Here is a 26,480-nt window from a genome sequence, read left to right as displayed (position 1 = left end):
AGCAGCACTTCTTTTGTATTATATAGGTCATAGAAATAAGAAGATGAATCTGCTTAGTAAGGTTTGCCATAGAACCTTCTGGGTAACTAGTATAATTTAACCTCGGCTCCATATATATTAATTAGACTTAAATAGTATACGAATATAACGCTGTTGCCTGATTCAGGGAGTATCAGCAGATGGGAGCTCATTATGATGTCGGAGGAAAGAGATGCAATTATCAGCGAAGATTATGCCGACTTGTTAATTCGATATGGTGAGGATATGAGCATACTGGAGAGATTTGAAAATGGAATTATTCAGATTATAAACCCGTTATATGCGGTGGTCCATATACCGGTTCAGGATATCACCAACCAGGTGATTTTAGAATATGGTTACTCGGCTATGCCTTCATTGAATGGATTAATCAGTCATTCCAGCCTTGATGCTTCGGGTATAACGCGAATACGAAATGTGCCCGGCTTTGATTTGAGAGGACAGGGAGTGCTAATAGGTATTATTGATACTGGAATTGATTATACAAATCCAGTATTCCAGAATGCAGATGGCACCACCAGAATTGCTTCCATATGGGATCAAACCATTCAAACCGGATCTGCACCGCAAGGGCTGTTTTATGGGACGGAATTTACAAAGGAGCAGATTAATCAGGCTCTGCAGAATGAGGATCCGCTAAGTATTGTCCCCAGTATGGATACCAATGGACATGGGACCATGGTGGCAGGTATTGCCGGAGGCTCCGAAAATATTGAGAATGATTTTATGGGAGTCGTTCCTGAAGTAGAATTCATTATTGTAAAATTAAAACCGGCAAAGCAATACCTGAAGCAGTTTTTTCGGGTACCGGAGAATACGGAATGCTATCAAAGCAATGATATTATGACAGGATTGGGGTATGTTCAGAATATGTCCTTTGCTTTGGGAAAACCCATAGTCATATGTCTTGCACTTGGATCCTCCCAGGGAGCCCATGACGGAAGTGATAGTCTAAGCTCCTATCTTTCTATGATCGCGTTAACGCCTGGAACAGCTATTGTGATTGCCGGAGGAAACGAAGGAAATGGGAGAAGGCATTACTACGGAGAGGTTAATCCTACGACAGGTTATGATATTGTTGAAGTAAATGTAGGAGAAAATGATAAAGGCTTTACCATGGAGTTATGGGGGCAGGCAGCAAGTCTTTTCTCAATTGACATTCTTACCCCTTCAGGCGAGTATATTCCGCGGATTGCAGTGGGAACGGACGAAAGCAGGGAAATAACCTTTGTGTTCGAGCAAACGGTCATTAATATTGATTATCAAATGGTAGAAGCAAGAAGTGGAAATCAGCTTATCCTGTTACGATTTGAAGATATCTCGCCAGGCATCTGGAGGTTTAATGTGTATGAAAGAGGGAATCTCCGACTGGGATTTCATATATGGCTGCCAATGGAGGGCTTTATCTCCGAAAATACCTTTTTTACCAATTCAAATCCCTATACCACGATCCTATCTATTGGAAATTCAGAAACCTCTATAACGTCAACGGCTTATAATATCGAAGATGATAGTCTGTTTCTATATGCCAGCCGGGGGTTCACGAGAAGCGATGTAATTAAGCCAGAGATATCATGTCCGGGTGTTAATATAGTGGGTCCTACTATTGACAAGGGTTTTATGGCCTTTAATGGTACCAGTGCTGCTGCGGCTCATTTGGCCGGAGTAGCGGCCATGCTTCTGGAGTGGGGAATTGTAAGGAGCAATTTGTCGAATATGAGTACGATGGAGATAAAAAAGCTGTTGATTAGAGGAGCAAAAAGGGACAGCGAGATACAGTACCCGAATCGTGACTGGGGATATGGAAGTGTAGATGTTTATAATGTATATAATAGCTTAAGAGCCGGTAGTATTTTATGATTTATAATTTGTATCAATATTTTAATATAGATAATAGAGCGAGGTGGAGTATGACTGAGGAAGAAAGGTATAAAATAACCAGTAATGAGTATGCTGATTTAATTATAGACTATCGAAGAAATCCACTGATATTATCTCAAATTCCTAATGCATCGGTTCATATGATAAATCATACATTTGCTGTCCTTTATTTTCCAATTGAGTCATTCGACAGAAGAAGTATGGAGGTCCTTGAATACTTAGTAGATCCTTATGTATGCGGATTAACCAGTGAGGAAGCACTGGAGGCCTCGGGAGTGGATGAGATCAGAGGCAATCCGAATCTTAATCTGCGTGGAGAAGGGACTTTGGTTGGGATCATAGATACGGGAATTAATTATCGGCTTCCTGTCTTTGTAAAAGAGGATGGAACGACAAAAATACATTCCATATGGGATCAAACTATTCAAAGTGATCATTATCCCTTTGAAACCTTTTTTGGTACGGAATATACAGCAGATCAGATCAATCAGGCACTAGCGGCAGAAAATCCATTGGATATAGTACCAAGTGATGATGAGAACGGTCATGGAACCATGCTTGCAGCCATCGCTGCTGGAAGAGAGATAGAACAGGATAACTTTTATGGGGTGGCACCTGATGCAGAATTAATTATCGTAAAGCTCATGCAGGCGAAAGAATACCTTCGCGAAATCATAGGGATACCGGAGGGAGTAGCATGTTATCAGGAAAATGCAATTATGTGGGGAGTAGATTACTGTATTCGGGCAGCAAGGAGGGCAAGACGTCCCCTCGCTATATGCCTTGGATTGGGGACCTCTCAGGGACCTCATGACGGATATTCCCCCTTAAGTATATTTACTTCCTTATCTGCAAGTTTGCCTGGGGTTGGAATTGTTACACCTGTGGGGAATGAAGGAAACCTGAGTCGACATCACTTTTCAAGCATTGGTCCTGGAGAGGGTAGTGTTGTGGTAGAAATGAATGTGGGTGAGAGGGATAAGAATTTTACAATGGAACTATGGGGGGATAACCCGGGAATTTTCAGCATGGATATCTTATCTCCCTCGGGAGAATACATTCCGAGAATTACTGCATCACTACGGCTAGATCGACGGATATCTTTTTTATTTGAATCAACAGTGATTGAAACAGTCTTTCGAACGGTGGAATCCGGTACGGGGGATCAGGTAATTGCACTACGCTTTCGGAATGCCTCTCCGGGTACTTGGAGATTTACGATTTATTCCAAAAGTGACCTGCAGTCAAGCTTTCATATGTGGCTACCAATGGATGACTTCATATCGCATGATACGTATTTTGTCCAGTCGGATATCTATACCACCGTATTATCACCGGGGTCAGCTACTGTACCAATTACGGTTACTGCCTATAACCCGAGAACCGGAACCTTATATGCCAATTCAAGCAGAGGTTATACCAGATTGAATAAAATCAAGCCGGAATTAGCTGCTCCCGGCGTAAATTATATCGCTCCGACTTTGGATGGAAGCTATCGAAGATTTAGTGGTACCAGTGTGGCATCTGCTCATACCGCCGGCATTGTGGCTCTTCTTCTGGAATATGGTGTGGTGAGAGGTAACATACCGAATCTAAGTACAACGCCTATTAAAAATTATTTGATTCGTGGAGCAAACCGAAGCGGAACTACGACATTTCCCAATCGGGACTGGGGATTTGGAAGTATTGATATTTTCAATATGTTCAGAACCTTTCGTGCCAATGTGTAATTTTTTTATTAAGCAATTGTCGAATAGATATGGAAAATACTATAATAAATCAATATGAAATGAATCATTATAATAAATATCAAAAACAAATGTATAAACTTTCCCATTTTACAAACAATAATGATAGGTTAAAAAAAATGCAACAACTAACTGTAAATTTAAATTATGTAAGATGGAGGAAGATCATGTATGAAAGCTACCGGAATAGTAAGAAGAATAGATGACCTCGGCCGTGTCGTTGTACCAAAGGAAATTCGACGGACTTTAAGAATAAGAGAAGGAGACCCTTTAGAGATATTTACCGATAGAGAAGGAGAAATTATTTTAAAGAAATATTCTCCAATCGGTGAATTGGGTCAGTTTGCAAAGCAATATGCAGACTCTCTTACTCAGACCACAGGGCATATCATTGCCATTACTGATAAGGATCAATTCATAGCAGTAGCGGGTCCAACAAAGAAGGACCTGATTACAAAGGGTATCAGTCATGATCTGGAAGAAGTAATCAATGAGAGAGAAACCGTAGTTGCAGGAAGAGATGAAAAGAGCTTTGTTCGTATTATGAATGATGACGATTCAGAGTTCACCTATCAGGTTATCACTCCAATAATCAGTGAAGGAGATGCGATTGGTTCTGTAATCATCCTGACCAAGGATGCCAAAACAAAATTTGGAGAATTAGAGACGAAATTAGCCGCAACAGCGGCGGCGTTTTTAGGCAGACAAATGGAACAATAAATTATATAGTTGAACTATATAACAGAGGGGCTGTTGCATGTATTAACAGTGATTATAACTTACCTCACACATGGACGGAAGAACACATTACTGATTTTGAATGTCTCATGCGAACATGAATGCTAGCCTGATTCATTCAAAATACAGCAATATGTTCTTCCGACAGTGTATTATCGTAAGTGATAATCCCTGCATATATTATGCAACAGCCCCTTGATACATAGGGCTCTAAAACATAGAGCCCTAGTACCAACTAGAGTAAAAGCCTCGTTCTAGAAATCTGATAATAAATGTATTGGGGGAGAAACGATAGCTTGTATTTATTGGGGATATACTGCTATAATAACAACTAATATGAACAAGAACGCATGATAATTAAGATCAGGAAAGGTACGGAGGAAAGTATGTCGGACTATAGTTTTGATGATTTCATGGGAATAATAAGAAAACTGCGAAGTAAGGAAGGATGTCCCTGGGATAGGGAGCAGACACACGAAAGTCTCAGAACCTGTATGCTGGAGGAATGCTATGAAGCAATTGAGGCCATCAATAATAAGGATAATGAGAATTTATGTGAAGAGCTAGGAGATATCCTGCTGCAAGTAGCACTTCATAGTGTAATAGCGGAGGAAACAAAGGAGTTTAATATCAATGATGTGATATCCGGCGTGGCAGATAAAATGATTCGCCGGCATCCCCATGTCTTTGGAGATGTAAAAGTGGAGGATGCAGAAGGAGTAATAAAAAACTGGGAAGAAATCAAGAAAACGGAAAAAAAGACATCAAATATCAAGGAGGAATTGTTTAACATACCCAAGGCATTACCTGCTAATATCAGAGCCGAAAAAGTGCAACGAAAAGCAGCGAAAAACGGAATGGATTTTGAGGATTACAAACAGGTTATTAACAAGGTTTATGAAGAGTTGGAAGAGTTGAAAGAATCCATTGAAATTGGGGATAAAAGCAATATTTCAGATGAATTTGGAGATGTGATGTTCTCAATGATTAATTTATCGCGGTTTTTACAATTAAATGCAGAAAATTCCTTGACAAATGCGACTAATAAGTTTATAAATAGATTTGTAGATGTCTTTACTCTTGCGGAGAGTAAAGGGCATAATCTATGCGAACTTTCCCCGTTAGAGCAGGATGCTTTATGGCGGGAAGTGAAGTAATCATAAGATTATAAATTATAACTATCACTTTAGAGGAGGAGAAATCCATGAACAAAGCAGAATTAGTTGCAGCGATTGCAGAAAAAACAGAGTTTTCCAAAAAGGATTCTGAAAAAGCTTTAAAAGCTTTTATTGATGTTGTTACAGAGGAATTAACTAAGGGTGAGAAGGTACAGTTAGTTGGTTTTGGTACATTTGAGGTATCCGAGAGACCGGCAAGAACCGGTAGAAATCCTTTAACAAAGGAAACAATTAAGATTGCTGCTTCTAAAGCACCTAAGTTCAAAGCAGGTAAGGCTTTAAAGGACGTTATCAACGCATAGTAGATAAAATACGAAAGAGGCTGTTTTAAATTCCGGATATCCTTGGGGTGTAGGGTTTTTAAAACAGTCTTTTTTAGATTATAAATAAAGACTTAAATGAGGGTTTATCATGAGATTAGACAAATTTTTAAAGGTATCCAGACTAATAAAACGAAGAACGGTTGCGAACGATGCTTGCGATGCTGGAAGAGTAATGATTAACAATAAACCGGCCAAGGCTTCAGCAACTGTAAAGGTCGGCGATATTATTGAAATAGGCTTTGGCAGCAAAGCTGTTAAGGTCGAGGTTCTTGATGTACAGGAAACAACAAAAAAGGATGATGCGAAGGAGCTTTATAGGTATATCTAAAGCTTAATTGTATCGTCATGAAGTGAGAAGTCTCCTCATATATTTAAACAAGGTATATCTTGGTCCATTTTTCAGACCGGATAACAGAGATATAATAGAGGAGGCTTTGATATGGAAGAGAAACAACCGATCTTAAAAGGTCACAAATTGAATATAAGTGCAAGGAAAAACGCAACAATTACCGGAGTAAATGACGTGCTATCCTTTGATGCGGGAGAGGTATTATTACAGACAGAGCAGGGAATACTGATGATTCGTGGAACAGAACTCCATGTAAATCGATTAACCTTGGAAAAGGGAGAGGTTGATATTGACGGACGAATTGACAGTCTGACATATTCGGATGCGTCGAATGCCGGGAAATCCAGTGAGAGTCTATTCGGCAGGCTTTTTAAATAGGAGGCCTGTATGAATCATGCGATTACGGTGGAGCTGGAATTTTTTCTGATCTCTATTTTATGGGGACTGATTCTTATGCTGGTCTACGATGCCTTAAGAATTCTTCGTAGACTTATTAAGCATGATGAGTTTTTTCTTGCAGTGGAGGATCTGATTTATTGGGTTGCTGCAAGTTTATTTATCTTTGCCATGCTATTCAAGGTGAATAACGGAATTATTCGCGGCTTTTCAATTATGGGAATGGCAATTGGAATGCTTCTGTATCGCACATTATTGAGTGATATGATTGTGAATTCTGTTACCAGATTTATAAAGGTTTTACTTCGTCCCATAAGCCTGGCAGTCAGGAAAATAAAGCAATTTATAATGTTCCTGAGCATCAGAATAAAGAAAATAGCAAAAATTCTTTATGTCCGATTGAAAAAAGTATTCAATTCGTTTAAAATAAAGAGAGATAAAAGGAAACAAGCTTCTATAGCGAAGAAGGATAGGAAGAATGCGGAAAAGCTTAAGAAGAAAGAACAGAAGAAAAGAACTAAGGAATTAAAGCAGAAAAAAGAGGCCAACATGTAATTATCAGAGGCTGATCGGTAGGAGATGGTACTGCATGAGAAGAAAGTATAAAAAGAAAAGTGGGATAGGTATTATCGCTTTCGTAGTTCTGGTACTTTGCGGAATTGTGTCTTATCGTAGAATTTACCTTGAGGAAGAGAGTGAAAAGGCAAGGCTTAGAATTGAACGGCTTGAATCTCAAAAAAAGGAGCAGGAGGAACGTGCTACGGATATTGAGAATATGAAAGCATACGTTCAGACAAAGCAATACATTGAGGATATGGCCAGAGAGAAACTGGGACTGGTTTATGAGGATGAGATTATTTTTAAGCCGGAGAAATAAAGTCTTTTTTGGATAGCATGTTGTAAAATAAAGGATGTTTTCTAATGCAAATAAAGGATTGACAAGATTAAGGAAAGCAGATATAATGAAATTCGTCACTTCGGCGAAGTAGCTCAGTTGGCGAGAGCACGCGGTTCATACCCGCGGTGTCGGCGGTTCAAATCCGTCCTTCGCTATTAATTATGAATATGAATGAATAAGACCACTTTCAAATGAATTTGAGGGTGGTTATTTTTATGTAATAAGAAATGCCTCGAATTTCTTATTACATGGTAATGTTACGTTCCTAACATTACTTAGCTCCCTTTATTCGAGATTATCGCCTTTTCAATGGAATTCTTGTCAAAAAGTTTTTGAATTACTGGGATTCGATTTGACAAGAATTTCAAATTACTCTGCCTATAATAACAACACAGCCAATGGGCCGGCATTAGATCAAGCAGAAGGAGCAGAGTGAGATGAAAAGCAATAACTACAAACACAGGGCAGTATTAATTCATTTAATGGGATTTATCATAGCAAGAACAGCATTCTTCGGAATGAACCCTCTTGCGATTGGATATTTTACAGCGGCATATTATATCAAGAGCTGGAGAGGGATGGCATTTGTAACCATATTCCTGGGTCTGGTGACCTCAATGAGTCCTGCTGAGGTGCTGAAATATACCTTAACCATGATCGTCACCATAGTCATGCTGGAAGCACCGTTACTTAAGGACCGAAATGTGCCAAAAATAATTTTGTACAGTATACCATCCATTGTTCTATGTGTCTTTTCATTTATGGAAATAACAGCCCAAAAGCCGCTTTATGAGTATATCTTCATGGCATTGCTGGAAGCAGTAATTGCATGCATTGCCGCCTGGGTATTCAATGGAGCAATCGACTTTATTATGGAGGCCTCCCGTGGATTTAAGATGAATAATGAACAGATGGTGAGTACTGCAGTAATTGTTGCAGTTATCATATATGGTATTCCGGAGTTCTCCAGTCCGAATATCGCATTAGTGGAAACTATCGTGTATTTTTCTATCTTGTTTTTCACGTATAAATATGGCGTAGGGCAGGGAACAATTACAGGTGCGGTATCTGGCTTCGCTTTACTGCTACGAGGGGCTCCGGTATCGGATGTTGGATTACTAACAATGATGGGAATTATTCCGGCCATTTTTCGTGAAATGGGTAGATTTCCTACAGCAATGATATACATGATTACTGCGGGGGTTATGGGAATTGTAAATGATGGTATGGAGCTTACGACCAGAGAAATCGGGGCGTTGGTATCCTCCGTCATACTTTTCATGCTTCTCCCGGGCAGTGTGATTTACCGTGTTGATGCAGCAGGAGGAACCGGAAAACAGGAATTACTTGCAGCTCAAAATCTTAAAAAAATAGCCAAGACCAGAATGAGAATATTCTCAGAATCCTTTTTGAAGCTATCTAAGACACTAGATACGATAACGGAGAAACAGACAAAGCTTAAGCAGCGGGATATCAACCGTATATTTGAAGATATATCGGAGAAGCTTTGTAGGAACTGTAGTCACTGTAGCCATTGCTGGGAGCAAAAATTTTCACAGACCTATGAGGCTGCCAGTGTGATATTTGATTTGGCGGAATCAAGGGGTGTCATTCGGAAGGAGGACCTACCTGCTGATTTCCTGAAGGACTGCATCTGTGTGGATGATTTTATTGCAGAGACGAATCGTGGATTTGAGATAGCGAAGTTGAATCATATTTGGCAGAATAGGATTTCGGAGAGCAGAGAGGTTATTGCCGATCAACTAAAGGAGGTATCCTCCGTCATTCAGGATATCACCGGTGATATCTACGAGGCAGCAGAGGTCTCCAGAGCAGAGGAGGAACGTGTTGTACGTCGCTTGCGGGGAGAACATATCAGTGTCAGGGAGATTACGATTTTTGAAAGAGGAAATAAACGAAAGGAAATATATCTGACAGCATACTGCAGGGGAGGCCGATGTGTTACGGCAAAGGAAGCGGCTCTTGCCATTTCTGAGGTTCTTGGGATTCGGGTCAGGGCTTCTGAAGCCTCAAAATCTGTTATATCCAGGGAAGCAGATAATTTTATATTTGTGGAGGATACCAAATTCAAGGTGCTGACCGGAGTGGCACGAGCGATGAAGGAAAGTATTTCTGGAGATAATTTCTCCATCCTCAACCTGGAGAGCGGGGACTTTGTAATTGGATTATCCGATGGAATGGGAACGGGAAAAGAAGCTGGAGAGGAAAGTGAAACAGTCATAGCATTGCTGGAACAGATGATGGAAGCAGGTTTTAAAGCAGAGACGGCCATTAAGCTAATCAATTCCAGCCTGGTTTTGAAATCTGATAAACAGATTTTTTCAACTATTGACATGAGTATCATTAATCTTTTCACAGGAATGTGTGAGTTTATTAAGATTGGTGCAGCAACTGCCTTCATTAAGAGAGAAAACTGGGTGGAAACCATCAGCTCCACTACGCTTCCCATAGGTATGTTTGGAAATGTTGATTATGATACCGTAACCAAGAAGCTATATGATGGAGATATTATTGTCATGGTAACGGATGGAGTCCTTGACTGTATTAATGAGGTTGAGAAGGAAGCTTTCATGGAGAAGCTGATCATGGAAGTTGACAGCAATAATCCGCAAGAGATTGCGAATCGAATTCTCGATCGAACTCTGTCCCAAAGTAACTATATCCCAATGGATGATATGACGGTAATAACGGCGGGGTTATGGCAAAAATAGTGGTGGAGGAGAAGAACCGATAGAATGGGAACAGACCGGAGGCCGGCATATATTCGCCTCGGAGCCGCTTGCGCTTAGTTGCACTTAGTAACGGTACATAAGGCTCTAAAATACAGAGTCTAAGTACCGACTAGTGCAAATGCTCCGTTCTGGATATATGCCGGCCTCCGTTCTGCTCCCATTCTATCAGTTCTTCGTCGATATATTGGGCTCTAAAATACAGAGCCCAATGTATCGACAAGTGCAAATTATCGACAAGAGTAAATGCTTCGTTTTGGATATATATCAGCTTCTGGATTATTCCTATTCTGTCGTGGATATTCGAATGAATATAGACAATATATCTCCGTCATGGAGCCGCTCGCGCTTACTTGCGCTGTGTAGCAGTACATAAGGCTCTTAAAGAAAGAGCCTTATGTACTGACTGAATGAATTCGAGGCGATATCGTAGATACTGCTTGAAATATAACCCTATAAGGATTAGAATAAGTATAACCACTGAAGTAGGCAGTAATAATGATTGCTTTAAGATAGACTAAAATATATAATAATTCAAGGATTAATATGATACCTAAGATTATTAATTTTATAAATCAATATCATATGATTGAGAAGGGAGACAGAATTGTCGTCGGGGTTTCCGGTGGCGCTGATTCTGTCTGCCTTTTGTATGTTTTAAAGGAGATCAGTTCGCTTTGTGGAACAAAGGTGATTGCAGTACATGTCAATCATGGGCTTCGTGGGGAAGAAGCGGATCGGGATGAAGACTTTGTCAGCAATCTCTGTGAACATCTGGGTATTGAATGTCATAAATTCCACTATAATATAAAAAGCATTGCAAAACAGGAAGGACTTTCAGAGGAAGAGACAGGACGAAAGATACGTTACCAGACTTTTTTAGAAGTTTGTAATCAGCATAAGTGTAATAAAATAGCAATTGCACATAATAAAAATGATAATGCCGAGACAGTACTGTTCCATTTGTTTCGGGGAACCGGAATCAGAGGTATGACAGGAATTGAACCCAATCGCATCTTTTCTAAGAAACATGGGACCATCCGAATTATTCGTCCCTTGTTATGCATAGAAAGAATGGAGATAGAAAATTATCTTAAGGAGAAGAGTTTTCTGTATCGGACAGATTCAACGAACCTATCAGACGAATATAGTAGAAATAAGATACGGAATCATATACTCTCCTATGTAACGAAAGAAATCAATCCTCAGGCAGTGCATAATATCGCCGAAGCTGCTTCCAAGCTAAGAGAAGCGGAAGAATTTATCGATAGCATAATTGAGGCAAAATATCGGGAGTTGGTGTCATCCGTAGATCAGGAAATACGACTTCCGGTAGCTGGATTTGAAACACTGGCGAATGTAATTAAAAAGGGTATTGTCCGAAAAATTATGGAGAGCCTTTCGGGAAGTTACAAAGATTTAGAAAGTACACATGTTGATGCGGTTCTCACCTTATTGGATAAACAAGTAGGAAGGCAGATTCATCTGCCCTATCACATGATTGCAGAACGTGATTACCATGACCTTGTGTTTTATCAAAGCACGGGGAAGAATAAAGAGGCTTCCTGTTTGAGGGATATTAATCCTGTAGCGATCGAAATTCCGGGTAGCTGTTATATCCCTGAATTAAATAAATATCTTGCTGCACAAGTGATAATCAGGGAAAAAACTGAACCAATCCCGAAAAGTAGTTGTATGAAATGGTTTGATTATGATAAAATAGAGAATGCTGTTGTAATCAGACCCAGAAAAGAAGGCGACTATATTCAAATTCATAGTACTGGTGGCAGAAAAAAATTAAAAGACTATCTAATAGATCGTAAGGTGCCTCAGAAGATCAGAGATCATCTGTTGTTTATGGCTGATGGCAGTCATATCATGTGGGTTCTCGATGATGAGGGCAGAATTAGTGAAAAATATAAAGTCGATGAAACGACTAGCAGAATACTATTGATGAAGTTATTAGATGCGGAGGAGAATGAAGATGACAGATAATGTGAAGGTAATGATTTCAGAAGAACAGGTTAATCAAAGAATAAGAGAGCTTGCCGAGCAAATCAGTAAAGATTATGAAGGAAAAAGTGTTCATCTCATATGTATATTAAAAGGCAGTATATTTTTCTGCTGTGATTTAGCAAAAAGACTAACCATACCCGTAACCCTGGACTTTATGTCAGTATCCAGTTACGGAAGTGAGACCGTCAGTTCAGGCAGGGTACGTATTTTAAAGGACCTGGATGAATCCATACAGGGTAAAAATGTACTTATTGTTGAGGATATAATAGATACCGGAAGAACACTGGCATACTTATCGGATCTACTTGGCTCAAGAGCTCCGGAGAGTCTCTCTATCTGTACCTTACTTGATAAACCGGACCGCAGAGTTACGGATATTGATGTGAAATATGTTGGTTTCATAATTCCGGATGAATTTGTAGTAGGCTATGGATTGGATTATGATCAATATTATCGTAATCTTCCCTATGTTGGTGTTGTTGATACCAAGTAGGCTTTTGAATAGAGAAAATTATGAATAAATATAAAAGGAGGTTGTTCAGTGAGAAAACAGATGAAAGGGTATGGTTTTTATATCATCATTCTGCTGATTGTGGTTTTAACATTGTATTTTTCCAACAATGTAATTAATAGTAAGGACCCGAATGCATATTCCTATGCCCAGTTTGTGAATGACATAGATGAAAAACAAGTAAAAGCCATTGATATTTACCAAAATGAAGAGGTACCAACCGGAGAAGTTACCGTAACTCTTATGAATGATAAGAGTCGATCATTTCCGGTCACAGATGTTACAGAAATTCAGGATATTGCAAGAGAAGCCGGAATTGAGAGTGTATATGTACATGATATATCCAAACCAAGCTGGTTTTTAACCACCGTATTGCCATATATATTAGTGTTTATTGTTATTATAGTATTGTTTTCATTCTTATCCAGTCAGGCTTCCGTCGGCGGAGGCAACAGCAAGGTTATGAATTTTGGTAAAAGCCGTGCTAAGATGACAACGGAGGAGAACAAAACCACTACCTTTAAGAACGTGGCAGGGCTTGATGAAGAGAAGGAAGAGTTAAAGGAAATTGTTGATTTCTTAAAATCACCGAAGAAATATATTCAGGTAGGTGCGAGAATTCCGAAAGGCGTGCTTTTGGTTGGCCCTCCTGGAACAGGTAAAACATTGCTTGGCAAAGCGGTAGCCGGTGAAGCAGGCGTGCCATTCTTTTCGATATCGGGTTCTGATTTCGTGGAGATGTTTGTTGGTGTTGGTGCTTCCCGTGTAAGAGACCTGTTTGAGGAAGCGAAAAAGAATTCGCCCTGTATCGTATTCATTGATGAAATTGATGCAGTAGCCAGAAGAAGAGGAACCGGTATGGGTGGAGGCCATGATGAAAGAGAACAGACGCTAAACCAGCTGTTGGTAGAAATGGATGGCTTTGGTGTCAACGAAGGAATTATTGTTATGGCTGCAACCAACCGTGTAGATATTCTTGATCCGGCTATACTTAGACCGGGTCGATTCGACCGTAAGGTAATGGTAGGCAGACCGGATGTGAAGGGAAGAGAAGAAATACTTCAGGTACATGCAAAGGGAAAACCTTTGGGTGATGATGTTGATTTGAAACAGATTGCCCAGACTACCGCCGGATTTACTGGTGCAGATCTGGAAAACCTGTTAAATGAGGCTGCCATAGGTGCCGCCAGAGAAAATCGAAGCTACATCAATAGTGAGGATATTAAGAAGTCATTTATTAAGGTTGGAATTGGTAAGGAAAAGAAAAGTAAAGTCATTACAGAGAAAGAGAAACGGATTACTGCATACCATGAAGCAGGTCATGCGATTCTGTTCCATGTACTGCCTGATGTGGGACCTGTTTATACGATTTCCATTATCCCCACTGGCAATGGAGCAGCTGGCTTTACCATGCCTCTTCCAGAGAAGGATGATATGTTCCTGACAAAGGGTAAAATGAAACAGGATATCATTGTGTCCCTTGGTGGAAGGGCAGCAGAAGAGTTGATTTTTGATGATATTACTACAGGAGCATCTCAGGATATTAAGGTAGCCACGAAGACAGCCAGAGCCATGATTACTAGGTATGGCTTCTCTGACAAAATTGGTATGGTGAACTATGATAACGATGACGATGAGGTATTTATCGGCAGGGATTTAGCTCATACCAGAAGCTACAGTGAGAATATTGCGAATCGCATTGATGACGAGGTACATGCAATTATCGACGAATGCTACAAGGAAGCAAAGAGAATACTTGGCGAATATCATCATATATTAGAATCCTGTGCGAAACTACTTCTTGAAAAAGAAAGAATTGGCCGGGAAGAGTTTGAAGCGTTGTTTGAGAATTCGGACATAGTAGGAAACGAGGCTTAAGAATACGGTTTCTGTAGATTGCTATCGAATTTTGTGCATATTGACGGAAAAAGAAAGATTAAATTGTAAAGTTTGTGCACACTTATTTGAAAGACCGTGCTATACTATGTTCGTAAACCCCAATACATTATATAGTTTTTGCTACACCCCCATAAGTAACAAAAATACCTTCTCCGAAAAAGGGCAGTCCCATAACTGTCCTTTTTTACGTGGAAGAAAATGAGAAAGTTACATTTTTACAGCGGAGGATATACGATATAATCTATTACCGAATTGCGTATACTGATTCCAGATGAGGCTATTCGTATCGATAAAACGATGTCGAAGATTGACTTCATAATCGATAGAATAGTAGGTTTTCTGTGAAGCGTATTGTTGTCAGAGAAAAAGATTAATGAATAGATCTTCTGACGTAGAAAGGGATGGGAGTATGCTGATAGTGTATAATAAATTTCTGAAGTATACATTCTTGTTTCTAACCGGTGGTTTTGCATACGGGGGAATAGAAATAATGTCACGCGGATATTCTCATATCTCCATGATGATTGCAGGTGGTATCTGTTTCGTCTTGATCGGTCTGTTAAACGAAGTCTTTTCCCCGGAAATGGCAATCATCAGTCAGATGGTAATATCCGCTTTGATCATTACAATAGTAGAGTTTGTTGTAGGATTAGTGGTAAATGTTTGGCTTCAGCTTAATGTATGGGATTACTCGGATAAGCCATATAATCTTATGGGTCAGGTCTGTTTGCTCTATACGATTTATTGGTTTTTTTTATCCCTACTGGCTATTATTATGGACGATTTTCTTCGTTATTTCCTCTTGCGGGAGGAAAAACCCCATTATAAAATCTTTTAACATTGTGAGATATTCTTCCTACCAATCAATTGAGGAAGCATGTTACGGAAGGAGAACACAATACTTATCCAGTAGCTTTATTGGATGATAGGAAAGTTTTGAGGTTCGTAAGCCTTCATCACCCACATCCTCTTCTCTGTTAATATATTTGATGCCGTATTGAGTAGTCATATCACTGGCAAATTCTTTTACAATCATTTGATATGCTCCTTGATAATCACGAATTGCTTTCTCTATATGACAGTATAGGGTATCATTAACGATTTCTCCGATGGTGATTGCTACAATAACACCATCCACCTCGATAAAACCTCCTGGAAGATTGAATCTCTCCAGATAGGGCATAAGTTCCAGGGACCTTTTCAATTCTTCCCGGGCTAAGCTTGCATCTTTACTGTGATATTTCTCATAGTCAATTAAAAAATCAACTATCCGATGCTTATTATCAGGGGTAATTCTCTGATAACGGTAATCAGGATATAGTTTTTTGAATTTGTTAATATGATTTCGCTGGCCACTATATCTGCGTCCAGCCATGCTGGCCAGATCTTCGGCCAGGTAAAGGTAATCTGCCCAATCACGGCTAGGGGCTGCCGGAATGGTACCCTGAAAGCGATCTACCAATGTCGGGACATATTCTTCAGGAACAGTACAAAACCATAATGGCAGATTATTAATCTGACAGTACTCCTTAAGGACATCCATAGCTTTTTCTAAGGACCCGCTTCCGACAGGAAACGTAAAGGAGGTACGATTTAAGAATTTGACACGATATAATATCATATCATCATATATCGCAAAACTGGAATCATAAAATTCCCTCCACATATACATTGCGCCGATGGTGTAGTCACTTGTCCGGCTTATTTTATACTTGAAATATTCGGCGGCCGTCAATATATTATCATCATTTATTTTTGTAAACGATATCATAGTACCTCCAATTAATTTTGCTAGAAAGAATTGTGTCAATGTTTTAAGTAATATAGCGACTTCTATTATATTCGACAGGGGAATACTTGTCTATATGAAGTACTTGTGAAGAGCTTTTCTCTTGATTTATTGTATCATATTTAATAGTTCTCTATCCGAGGTGAATGAAAACAGTTTCATTTATCATTGCAATACAGAATTTCAGGCAGAAACAGATATGGTATTCCGTAGATGGAATGTTACATTTTGTATAAAATAATATGGATTGGTATATCGGTCCTATGATACAATGATGATATATTGTATGAAATGAATTCAAAGAATGCCTGTTATGATGATGGACAGAGATGGGCATACGGAGGTAGCTATGAAAGTGTTACTGGTTGCTGTAAATGCAAAATATATTCACTCTAATCTAGCAGTCTACAGCTTACAGGCTTATGCCGGGAAATATGCGGAGTACTGCAAGATATTAGAGTATACCATAAATCATTCGGAAGAGGATATTCTGAAAGGAATATATAAGGAAAAGGCAGATATTGTTGCATTCTCCTGTTATATATGGAATATCAGTATGATTTCACATATCATTAGGGAACTGAAGAAGGTACAGCCCAAGGTACAGATATGGTTAGGCGGACCGGAAGTATCTTATGACGCAGAAGCCTGCCTTAGAAAGGAAACGCTGCTAAGCGGGATTATGGTAGGAGAAGGAGAGCAGACCTTTCTGGAACTGATGGAGTATTTTGTGGAAGGAAAGAGGGGACTGGGTTCCATAGCTGGTCTTGCATTCAGGAATGGCAAAGAGATTATTGTAACAGGGAACAGACCACCTCTTTCCATGGATGAGATTCCTTTTCCCTATATGGATATGGAACGGTTCCGGAATAAGATCATTTATTATGAAACCAGCAGAGGGTGTCCGTTTTCCTGCAGTTACTGCTTGTCTTCCATCGAGAAGGGTGTAAGACTTCGAAGTATGGGTTTGGTGAAAAAGGAATTAAAAAGCTTTCTGGATTATGGCATTCCGCAAGTGAAGTTCGTGGATAGAACCTTTAACTGCAATAAGCAGCATGCGATGGACATATGGCGTTTTATAAAGGAACATGATAACGGCATAACAAATTTTCATTTTGAATTATCTGCAGATATTCTGGATGAGGAGGAGCTCAGCTTCCTTGCAACCCTGCGACCAGGACAGGTGCAGTTTGAAATCGGAGTACAATCAACCCATCCTAAGACAGTGGAGGCCATCCATAGAAAAATGGATTTTGATAAGCTCAGTTATAATGTGAAGCGAATCAGAGAGAGGAACAATATCCACCAGCATCTTGATTTAATTGCCGGACTACCATTAGAGGACTATGCGGATTTTGAGAACTCGTTTCGGGATGTCTATGGTTTGAAGCCGGATCAGCTTCAGTTAGGATTTCTGAAAATATTAAAGGGTTCGAGAATGGAGAATGAAAGTACTTTGTATGGCATTCAGTACAGAGACACTCCTCCCTATGAAGTACTATTCACAAATCATCTTACCTATGATGAAGTACTTAGGCTAAAAGGAATTTGTGAGATGGTTGAGGTTTATTATAACAGCGGTCAGTTTAAATACAGCATACTCTATCTGGAGCATAGTTACACCTCCCCTATGAAGCTTTATGAAGAACTCTATGAATACTATGAGGAACAGGATTTATTATTAATGTCCCACAGCAGAATGAGACGATTTGAGATCCTTCTTGCATTTTATCAGGAGGTCGTATTGAAAAATAAAGAGGAAGGGGATGAGAAAGAAGATTTCATTGCGTTATTTAAAGAAATTCTGGTACTGGATATTCTTTTACGGGAGGATTTGAAAAGCAGACCTAGTTTTGCAGAAAAGCAGTCGGGATCGGTTAATCTTCGTGAAATATACGATCAATACAGAAAAAAGCATAAACTAATTCATATCGAAGAATTTGAATATGATGTAATCGCTTCAGCGACTTCAGGAAGAGTAATAAAAAGAAACAGGATGCTTTTATTCGATTATAGCGAACGGGATCCGTTAAATAAAGCTGCAAAAATTACATTTCTGGATAAATAATTTATTTATTATCACAATTGAAACATTTATGACAAGATATTCGTCTAATCTTATGGCAGTGGTAGGTACAACGGATAGTAACAAAGGAGAGGATTTCTTGGCAGAGAGACGAATTACTAAGAAAGAGCGGGAACGAATGGAACGAATAATAGCCGCTCTCAATCAGGAATATCAAATGGAATACCGATGCTTTCTTAATTATGAAACGCCGTGGCAGCTTCTCATTGCAACCATATTAAGTGCACAATGCACGGATGAAAGAGTGAATCAGGTTACGAAAAGCTTGTTTCAAAAGTATAAAAGTGTTCAGGATTTCGCGGAAGCAGATCAGCTTGAGCTGGAGAAGGATATTCATTCCACAGGGTTTTATAGAAATAAAGCAAAGAATATTATTGCCTGTGCAAAGCAGTTAATGGAAGAGCATAATGGGGAAGTGCCTAATGATATCGAGGCATTAACCAATTTACCGGGAGTAGGAAGAAAGACGGCGAATGTAATTCGCGGTAATATATTCCGAGAGCCTAGTATCGTGGTTGATACCCATGTGAAAAGGATTTCGAACCGCCTTGGATTTACAAAGGAAGAGGACCCTGTAAAGATAGAATTTGACTTAATGAAGCTTCTGCCAAAGGAACAGTGGATTTTATATAACATACAAATCATCACACTGGGAAGAAGCTTATGTACGGCGAGAAGTCCAAAATGCTCGGAATGTTTTCTGAGAGAGGAATGTAATTATCCGGATAGGACTAGTAAAAAAATAAAAAAAGTTAGAAATAAATCTTGATAGATTGCTGTAAATATCATAAAATTAACATTGCTGAATTGGTATAAGCTTCCTTGCAGATAAATAAAACAATTAGATATCTATGTGTCAAAAGCTTAGAATAGGACCATGAAGCATGGTTATAATACAATTAGAAGGATGTCATAATGTCGCTTAATTCCTTGATGAGTTTTTCCTTATCTTGGATTTTGGTTTTCGGAATACTTTCGATCAATTGTTGAATTTTCTCAGGAGTTTTCTTGCTTTTATAGATAGAGGCTAACAAGTGATATGTTTTCTTTACATCGGAATGAATAGAGACAGCATACTCTAGTATTTGTACCGTAGAATCAACTTGTTCAAGGCTATAATAACGTTCAGCCCATTTTTGGAGTGAGCTAACGAGCTTAGTATAATTTGTATCATATTCCGTTAGCTGATTAAGATTAGCCACGCCATATTGAAGCTTTAATTCCGTATTTGTCATGTCGGATAAGTTGACGAACTTCTTCCCTTCCATCTTTTTGATGGTGTCACGATAGGAGTTAATCGTTGAATCCTCATTATCATTCATGGGTAAGCGATCAAGATCAAGGGTGACATAATCAAGTTCTGAGATATCCTTACGACGTGTTGTGTTGGAAGCTTCTTCTGCCTGCCAGAACATTTCGTTACTTTTTTTCTCGGCTCTTGAGGTCCTTTTAATTTCATAGTTCAGCCAAAGGATGAACAATAATAATAAGATAGATAAAATCGGAATAGTCATAGTTATCACAACCTTTCTGTTATATATAGAAACGAATGAGCTTTGATATTATTATTCTTTTAGGAAATTGTGAAACTTAATTGTGTATACAGCAGATAAATATTCCTGCGCAAACCCGCTCCTTCCGCTATGGTTTGCTTCGGAATATATATCCGCTGTATACACAATGGCCGCAATTATTTAAGTTTTCCAATTACCTAAATTATACTTCTTTCATGAAAGGAGGCGCAAATTCAGTGAATTTTCGCAATAAAAAAACACAGAAAATCATATCTACCGTTATTATCGTTTTCATAATCATTTCAATGTTATTAACTGCGTTAATCGGTATTTTTATTTAAGTTAATCGATGTTTTATCCAAACATCGTAAATTCAATATACATAATAACTGTATAAAAGTCAATGAATCAAGTATAAAGAAAATCTTGAATAATCCAAGGTTTATGTTACAATAGGAAGAAGTTATATAGAATATATAGGTTTAGTAGGACGAAGATTATCAATAGAAAGAGGAATAGGAGGATATGTATGTTTAAAAAGGGAAATATAATAACCGCTGTATTTTTATTATCATTATCCATTTTATTTGCGGGAAGAGCGACATATGCATCTGCAGAGGAAGATAATAGGATATGCAAGGGTGTATTTATAGATGAAGTGGATGTCAGCAATATGACCGGGAACGAAGCAAAAGCAGCCATCGATAATTACATTAAAGAGCTGGGCAATCAAGTCATCACAATTAATGCCGGAGAAAATACAGCTACTGTTACCCTTGGCGAATTAGGGTATTCAGGGGATGAGAATGATGCAATTGTTCAGGCTCTGGCACTGGGCAAAACAGGTAACTTAATTAAACAGTATAAGGACTTGAAGGACATTGAGCATGGTAATGTTGTTTTCCCTATTACCTATACGGTTGATGATAGTAAGATAAAAAGCTTCATAAGCGAAAACCTGAGCCAGTTTAATGTGGCTCCAGTTGATGCCACCGTAACCCGTAAGGATGGAGAATTTATTTACACAGATCATGTTGTTGGGAAAAAAATAGACGAGAATCAAACGCTAGAAAGTATAAAGTCAGCAATCCTTAACTGGGATCACAAGGATATTGTCATCGATGCTGTATATACTGAAGATATGCCGACTTACACCAGAGAGGATGTAGAGAAATGTAAGGATCTATTAGGTTCTTATACTACGGATTTCTCTAGCTCATCTTCTTCAAGAGCAGGTAATCTGGCAAATGGAGCAAGATTAATTAACAATACAGTTCTATATCCTGGAGAAGTATTTTCTGCATATGAACATTTAACACCATTTACCGCTGAAAATGGCTATTTCCTGGCAGGTGCATATCTGGAAGGAAGAGTAATAGATAGCGTGGGTGGTGGTGCATGCCAGGTAACAACAACCCTGTATAATGCGGTTCTGGCATCTGAATTAGAAGTAGTGGAAAGACAGCCACACTCTATGACCATCAGTTATGTTGATTTATCAAGAGATGCCGCCATTGCAGGAACTTATAAGGACTTTAAGTTCAGAAACAATACAGAGGTACCGATTGTAATCGAAGGATCTACTTATAATAGAAAAATTACATTTAAAATATGGGGCTGTGAAACTCGTGATGTAGAAAATCGCAAGATTGAGTATGTAAGCGTTATTAAGTCATCTACTCCTCCACCAGCAGATAAGATTACAGAGGATCCGACTCTTCCGACAACTTATAAGAAGGTAACGCAGTCTGCTCATACTGGTTACAAAGCTGAATTATATAAAGTAGTATATGTGAATGGCAAAGAGGTTAGCAGAGAGCTGGTTAACACGAGTACGTATAATGCAGCGCCAAGATATATTACGGTAGGAACAAAGGAAGAGGAAGAAGAGAAGCCAGAGGACGAGAAGGATGATAAGAAGGATAAAAAGGACAAAAAAGATAAAAAGGACAAAGACAAAAAGAAAGAGCCTCAGGTAGACGAATTAGTTCCAGAAGAGGTTGATGATACCGACGGAGGCCAGAATAACTCAGGGAATGCAGCAAATCCCGATGATCAGCTTCAATCCGATGTATGGGATCCGGCCTGGGACGAGGAAGTGGAAGAGTAATACGGAAGTTAAGTGATATGGAGATAAAGAATGAACCTTGGTAAAATACCCGAAACAGTTCTGAAAAGATCTGTATTGAATCAAATAGCGCATCGAAGGGATGAGGTATTAGTAGGCCCAGCCATTGGTGAGGATTGCAGCGTACTAGCTATAGCTGAGGATGAAGCTCTGGTCATCTCTACGGATCCAATAACCGGAACAGTTAAGGACATTGGTACGCTGGCAGTTCATATCACTGCTAATGATATTGCATCAAATGGTGCGGAGGTTATTGGTATCATGCTCACGATTCTGTTACCGGATGGTTTTGAGGAAGCAGAGCTTCGAGGCATGATGAGTGATATTGAAACCGTTTGTAAGCAGCTCAATCTGGAAGTGATCGGTGGGCATACAGAGATTACTAAAGCAGTTAATCAACCGATTGTAACTGTCACTGGAGTTGGAAAAATAAAGCGTGATAGTATGATTAAAACTGCTGGTGCCAAACCTGGGCAAGAAATCGTTATGACAAAATGGGCAGGACTGGAAGGCACAGCGATTATTGCTGCGGCTAAGGAGGAAGAACTTCGATCTAAGTATTCAGCCGACTTTATCAATGGTGCGAAAAGGATGATAGAACATATATCGGTTGTTCCGGATTCGAAGATTGCCCGATCAGTTGGTGTAACCTCAATGCATGATGTAACTGAAGGAGGAATATTTGGCGCGCTATGGGAAATCGGGGCTGCTTCTAAGGTAGGACTTGAGGTTGATTTAAGGAAGATTTTACTCAGACAGGAAACCGTTGAAATCTGCGAATTCTATGATCTGAATCCTTATATGCTGATTTCCAGTGGCTGTATGCTGATCATAACCGATCAGGCTAATTACTTAGTGGATTGTCTGAAGGCGGAAGGAATTCCGGCAGCTGTCATCGGAAGGATTACACAAGGAAATGATCGTATCATTATAAATGAAGAGGAGAGGCGTTTCCTGGAACCACCGAAGAGTGACGAGTTATATAAAGTGATGTAGAATCATGTGGAATTAGTTATTAATAGAATTGGTTAGTATATTGGCGTGCCTCTTGCACAGTTATCTCATTGTATATAGCACGCAGATGGAGGATAAGATGAGAGAACAAATCTTGAATGCATTGGATAAGAACAGTAAATTGTCCGCCACAGATTTAGCGATAATGCTTGGCTCTACGGAAGAGGAAATAACCAGTATCGTGAAGCAAATGGAGGATGAGGCTATTATTTGCGGTTATCCTACGTTAATTAATTGGGATAAGGTGCATTGCGAGAGGGTTACCGCGCTGATTGAAGTAAAGGTAACTCCCCAGCGAGGTTTGGGCTTTGATAAGATTGCGGAACGTATTTATCAGTTTGACGAGGTACAATCCGTTTATCTCATGTCTGGGGGCTTTGATTTAACGGTTATCATTGAAGGCAGAACCATGAGAGAGGTTGCCAATTTTGTATCGGAGAAGCTGGCTCCAATGGATGCCATTCTGAGCACAGCGACTCACTTTGTATTGAAAAAGTATAAAGAGCATGGTTTACCACTTATACAAACCAAGCACGATGAAAGGATGCTGATTATCCCTTGAGAAATCCACTATCTAAAACAGTTGTTGATATTAAGCCCTCCGGTATTCGTAAATTCTTCGATATCGTGAGTGAAATGAAGGATGCAATTTCTCTGGGAGTTGGCGAACCTGACTTTGATACTCCTTGGCATATTCGAGAAGAAGGTATTTATTCACTGGAAAAGGGAAAGACCTTTTATACCTCCAATGCTGGATTAAAAGAGTTAAAAATCGAAATATGCAATTACTTAAAAAGAAGATTTGATTTGGAATATGATTATAATAAAGAGACACTCATTACAGTAGGTGGAAGTGAAGCAATTGATATTGCCTTACGTGCCATGCTGGAGCCGGGTGACGAGGTGTTAATTCCCCAGCCCTGTTATGTCTCCTATCATCCCTGTACCATACTGGCAGGAGGGGTTCCGGTAGTCATTGAGTTAAAGGGTGAGAACGAATTTAAATTAACGAAGGAACAGCTTTTAGAATCCATTACGGATAAAACTAAAGTGTTAATTCTGGCATACCCTAATAACCCAACAGGTGCCATTATGAATTATGATGATTTGAAGGCAATCGTTGATGTAATCATAGATAAAGACATTATTGTAATATCCGATGAAATCTATTCGGAACTGACTTATGGATCAAAGCACGTATCAATTGCTTCGTTTCCGGGGATGAAGGAAAGAACCATTGTTATCAACGGCTTTTCAAAGTCCTATGCAATGACTGGATGGAGGCTCGGCTATGCAGTTGGTCCAGCTATCGTAATAGAGCAAATGACCAAGATTCATCAGTTTGCTATAATGTGTGCGCCTACTACGAGTCAGTATGCAGGAATTGAGGCCGTAAAGAATGGCGATGTAGATGTAGAATTCATGCGAGATGCATATGATAAGCGAAGAAGATATGTAATTCATGCTTTAAGAAACATGGGCCTGGAATGCTTCGAGCCATTTGGAGCATTTTACGTATTTCCCTGTATCAAAAGCCTTGGAATGACTTCTGAAGAGTTTGCGACAAAACTCTTGCAGGAAGAAAAGGTGGCGGTAGTACCGGGAACTGCCTTTGGTGATTGTGGTGAAGGTTATCTCCGAATATCCTATGCTTATTCCATAGAAAATCTGAAGATTGCGTTGGAACGAATCGAAAGATTTGTCACGAAGTACAAAAAGTAGTAATCATACTAATTAATACGTTTTTTGTTGAAAAGATGATTCTACCTGTGTTAAAATACTAAAAGGATACATAGGAGGTGAATTGAATGGCCGGTATAAATGTTGAACACATTAATCCGTTTTTGGTAGCTTCAACTAAGATATTAAAGGAAATGTGTTTCATAGATGCAAAGGTTGGCAAACCATATATAAAAGATCCGGCGTTTTTTACCAATACAATCATTATTATGATAGGTTTTACGGGAGAAATGCGTGGGCAGGCATTGATCGCATTTGAACATAAAGTTGCATGTGATATATCCTCAAAAATGATGGGTATGCCCATTACAGAAATGGATGATCTAGCAAAAAGTGCAATATGTGAGTTAGGAAACATGATTATGGGTAATACCGCAACTGTTTTTTCCACAAAAGGAATTGCCATAGATATAACCCCTCCTACAATAGCAAATGGGACGATGTCCTTATCTCATACTTATACATCTAATATTTGCATACCTTTGGTATATGATACGGATGCTAAAATAATCGAAATCAATATAGCGATAAAAGGTGATTAAATCACCTTTTTTCTTTGTCTTCAAATAAAAAGCATATATTCTTTTAACCGTATTATTCATTTAGTTGGCGTAATGCTAGGAACGATATGGTTGAGGTTAATGGAAAGGAATGATTAATCAATGAACGTGGTACTTTTGGAACCGGAAATACCAGCTAATACCGGTAATATAGGAAGAACCTGTGTCGCAACAGGAACAAGATTACACCTGATAGAGCCATTAGGTTTTCGTATTGATGAGAAGGAGCTTCGACGCGCGGGTCTGGACTATTGGAAGGACCTGGACGTGTCCGTATATAAGAATTATCAGGAATTTCTTGAGAAAAATCCGAAGGCTAAGATATTTATGGCAACAACGAAGGCGCAGCATGCCTATACTCAGGTTGAATATGATCCGGACTGCTACATTATGTTCGGAAAAGAAAGTGCGGGAATTCCGGAGGAGCTTTTGCTTGCGAACAAACAGAATACGGTTCGTATTCCCATGGTTGGGGATATTCGTTCCCTGAACCTTGCTAATTCAGTGGCCATTATTCTGTATGAAGCACTTCGGCAGAACAACTTTGAAGGAATGCGAATGGAGGGACAGTTGCACCGCCATAGCTGGGACGAAGCATAAAGTTCGCTATACATTTAAGTGGCTGTTCAAGGTAGCGACAAAGGGAGAACCCCCTCGAGGAAACGATACCCTGTGCTTGTGAAACGCTGCTAAAAATCGATTGTACTAAGCAGTCTGAAATTAAGAAAATAAATGAGGTCTCATTTTTATAAATGTTACAGGCCGGTGCATATGGACATCCATGTCCTCTGCACCTAAATCCGCCATCCATGGCGGATTTTCCTTTATGTGCGGTACATTTATTTTCTTCATTCCAGACAGCTAAGTACAATTACGATTTTGGCAGGATGTTTCACAAGCACAGGGTATCGTTCCTCGGGGGG

Annotated in this window: 24 protein-coding genes and 1 tRNA gene; 23 read left to right on the top strand and 2 right to left on the bottom strand. The window is 39.3% G+C overall.

Features of this window, described 5'->3' with window-relative positions; genetic code table 11:
- Positions 1-192 precede the first annotated feature (192 nt).
- From H0486_RS16830 to H0486_RS16760, 15 genes are all read left to right on the top strand, one after another.
- A complete protein-coding gene (locus H0486_RS16830; protein ID WP_228354097.1) occupies positions 193-1,899 on the top strand; it encodes a S8 family peptidase in 1,707 nt (568 codons plus the stop codon).
- A 50-nt stretch (positions 1,900-1,949) separates the two neighbouring features.
- Positions 1,950-3,650 carry a S8 family peptidase gene (locus tag H0486_RS16825; protein ID WP_228354096.1) on the top strand — a complete coding sequence of 567 codons (1,701 nt, stop codon included), beginning with the start codon at positions 1,950-1,952 and terminating at the stop codon, positions 3,648-3,650.
- 189 nt (positions 3,651-3,839) lie between these two features.
- Positions 3,840-4,388, top strand: a complete 549-nt coding sequence (spoVT, locus tag H0486_RS16820) for a stage V sporulation protein T (protein WP_228354095.1) — start codon at positions 3,840-3,842, stop codon at positions 4,386-4,388.
- Positions 4,389-4,792: 404 nt separating this feature from the next.
- On the top strand, positions 4,793-5,563 hold the full coding sequence (gene mazG / locus H0486_RS16815) for a nucleoside triphosphate pyrophosphohydrolase (RefSeq protein ID WP_228354094.1): 771 nt from the start codon (positions 4,793-4,795) through the stop codon (positions 5,561-5,563).
- Positions 5,564-5,610: 47 nt separating this feature from the next.
- Positions 5,611-5,886 (top strand): HU family DNA-binding protein, encoded by a 276-nt coding sequence (locus H0486_RS16810; RefSeq protein WP_228354093.1) that lies wholly within the window; start codon positions 5,611-5,613, stop codon positions 5,884-5,886.
- Positions 5,887-5,995: 109 nt separating this feature from the next.
- Positions 5,996-6,235: an RNA-binding S4 domain-containing protein gene (locus H0486_RS16805; RefSeq protein ID WP_228354092.1), complete on the top strand. Its 240-nt coding sequence runs from the start codon at positions 5,996-5,998 to the stop codon at positions 6,233-6,235.
- Between the two features lie 111 nt (positions 6,236-6,346).
- On the top strand, positions 6,347-6,634 hold the full coding sequence (yabP, locus tag H0486_RS16800) for a sporulation protein YabP (protein ID WP_228354091.1): 288 nt from the start codon (positions 6,347-6,349) through the stop codon (positions 6,632-6,634).
- A 9-nt stretch (positions 6,635-6,643) separates the two neighbouring features.
- The gene (gene yabQ / locus H0486_RS16795; protein ID WP_228354090.1) at positions 6,644-7,207 is read left to right on the top strand and encodes a spore cortex biosynthesis protein YabQ; all 564 of its coding nucleotides are present in this window, start codon (positions 6,644-6,646) and stop codon (positions 7,205-7,207) included.
- 34 nt (positions 7,208-7,241) lie between these two features.
- Positions 7,242-7,529, top strand: a complete 288-nt coding sequence (locus tag H0486_RS16790) for an FtsB family cell division protein (protein WP_228354089.1) — start codon at positions 7,242-7,244, stop codon at positions 7,527-7,529.
- A gap of 102 nt (positions 7,530-7,631) precedes the next feature.
- A tRNA-Met gene (locus H0486_RS16785) sits at positions 7,632-7,705 on the top strand.
- A 282-nt stretch (positions 7,706-7,987) separates the two neighbouring features.
- A complete protein-coding gene (gene spoIIE / locus H0486_RS16780; RefSeq protein ID WP_228354088.1) occupies positions 7,988-10,282 on the top strand; it encodes a stage II sporulation protein E in 2,295 nt (764 codons plus the stop codon).
- Between the two features lie 564 nt (positions 10,283-10,846).
- Positions 10,847-12,295 (top strand): tRNA lysidine(34) synthetase TilS, encoded by a 1,449-nt coding sequence (gene tilS, locus H0486_RS16775; RefSeq protein WP_228354087.1) that lies wholly within the window; start codon positions 10,847-10,849, stop codon positions 12,293-12,295.
- Positions 12,285-12,809: a hypoxanthine phosphoribosyltransferase gene (gene hpt / locus H0486_RS16770; protein WP_228354086.1), complete on the top strand. Its 525-nt coding sequence runs from the start codon at positions 12,285-12,287 to the stop codon at positions 12,807-12,809. The genes tilS and hpt overlap by 11 nt, the downstream gene beginning before the upstream one ends.
- A gap of 60 nt (positions 12,810-12,869) precedes the next feature.
- A complete protein-coding gene (ftsH, locus tag H0486_RS16765; protein WP_228354466.1) occupies positions 12,870-14,705 on the top strand; it encodes an ATP-dependent zinc metalloprotease FtsH in 1,836 nt (611 codons plus the stop codon).
- Between the two features lie 430 nt (positions 14,706-15,135).
- A complete protein-coding gene (locus tag H0486_RS16760; protein ID WP_228354085.1) occupies positions 15,136-15,564 on the top strand; it encodes a putative ABC transporter permease in 429 nt (142 codons plus the stop codon).
- A gap of 42 nt (positions 15,565-15,606) precedes the next feature.
- Here the strand turns inward: H0486_RS16760 and H0486_RS16755 are convergent, their stop codons facing one another.
- Positions 15,607-16,497 (bottom strand): DUF2156 domain-containing protein, encoded by an 891-nt coding sequence (locus tag H0486_RS16755; RefSeq protein WP_228354084.1) that lies wholly within the window; start codon positions 16,495-16,497, stop codon positions 15,607-15,609.
- Positions 16,498-16,864: 367 nt separating this feature from the next.
- Here H0486_RS16755 and H0486_RS16750 point away from each other — a divergent pair, with 367 nt between their 5' ends.
- Together H0486_RS16750 and nth are read left to right on the top strand one after the other, a co-directional pair.
- Positions 16,865-18,583, top strand: a complete 1,719-nt coding sequence (locus tag H0486_RS16750; RefSeq protein WP_228354083.1) for a B12-binding domain-containing radical SAM protein — start codon at positions 16,865-16,867, stop codon at positions 18,581-18,583.
- Positions 18,584-18,719: 136 nt separating this feature from the next.
- Entirely contained in the window at positions 18,720-19,370 is a 651-nt protein-coding gene (nth, locus tag H0486_RS16745; protein WP_228354465.1) for an endonuclease III, read from the top strand.
- A gap of 130 nt (positions 19,371-19,500) precedes the next feature.
- Here the strand turns inward: nth and H0486_RS16740 are convergent, their stop codons facing one another.
- Positions 19,501-20,115 (bottom strand): hypothetical protein, encoded by a 615-nt coding sequence (locus H0486_RS16740; protein WP_228354082.1) that lies wholly within the window; start codon positions 20,113-20,115, stop codon positions 19,501-19,503.
- A gap of 529 nt (positions 20,116-20,644) precedes the next feature.
- Between H0486_RS16740 and H0486_RS16735 the strand changes: the two genes are divergently transcribed.
- From H0486_RS16735 to trmL, 6 genes are all read left to right on the top strand, one after another.
- The gene (locus H0486_RS16735; RefSeq protein ID WP_228354081.1) at positions 20,645-22,225 is read left to right on the top strand and encodes a VanW family protein; all 1,581 of its coding nucleotides are present in this window, start codon (positions 20,645-20,647) and stop codon (positions 22,223-22,225) included.
- 30 nt (positions 22,226-22,255) lie between these two features.
- Positions 22,256-23,239: an AIR synthase family protein gene (locus H0486_RS16730; protein WP_228354080.1), complete on the top strand. Its 984-nt coding sequence runs from the start codon at positions 22,256-22,258 to the stop codon at positions 23,237-23,239.
- Positions 23,240-23,336: 97 nt separating this feature from the next.
- Positions 23,337-23,819 carry an Lrp/AsnC family transcriptional regulator gene (locus tag H0486_RS16725; protein ID WP_228354079.1) on the top strand — a complete coding sequence of 161 codons (483 nt, stop codon included), beginning with the start codon at positions 23,337-23,339 and terminating at the stop codon, positions 23,817-23,819.
- Positions 23,816-24,979, top strand: coding sequence for an aminotransferase class I/II-fold pyridoxal phosphate-dependent enzyme (locus tag H0486_RS16720; RefSeq protein ID WP_228354078.1), 1,164 nt, complete (start codon positions 23,816-23,818; stop codon positions 24,977-24,979). Before H0486_RS16725 ends, H0486_RS16720 begins: the two co-directional genes overlap by 4 nt.
- 86 nt (positions 24,980-25,065) lie before the next feature.
- Positions 25,066-25,539 carry a chemotaxis protein CheX gene (locus H0486_RS16715; RefSeq protein WP_228354077.1) on the top strand — a complete coding sequence of 158 codons (474 nt, stop codon included), beginning with the start codon at positions 25,066-25,068 and terminating at the stop codon, positions 25,537-25,539.
- A gap of 120 nt (positions 25,540-25,659) precedes the next feature.
- Positions 25,660-26,157 carry a tRNA (uridine(34)/cytosine(34)/5-carboxymethylaminomethyluridine(34)-2'-O)-methyltransferase TrmL gene (gene trmL / locus H0486_RS16710; RefSeq protein ID WP_228354076.1) on the top strand — a complete coding sequence of 166 codons (498 nt, stop codon included), beginning with the start codon at positions 25,660-25,662 and terminating at the stop codon, positions 26,155-26,157.
- Positions 26,158-26,480 lie beyond the last annotated feature (323 nt).

It is taken from the genome of Variimorphobacter saccharofermentans (assembly GCF_014174405.1).
In the GTDB taxonomy this organism is placed as follows: Bacteria; Bacillota; Clostridia; order Lachnospirales; family Lachnospiraceae; genus Mobilitalea; species Mobilitalea saccharofermentans.
The sequence above is the reverse complement of the archived record's forward strand: the minus strand, read 5'-3'. Positions and strand labels throughout refer to the sequence as shown.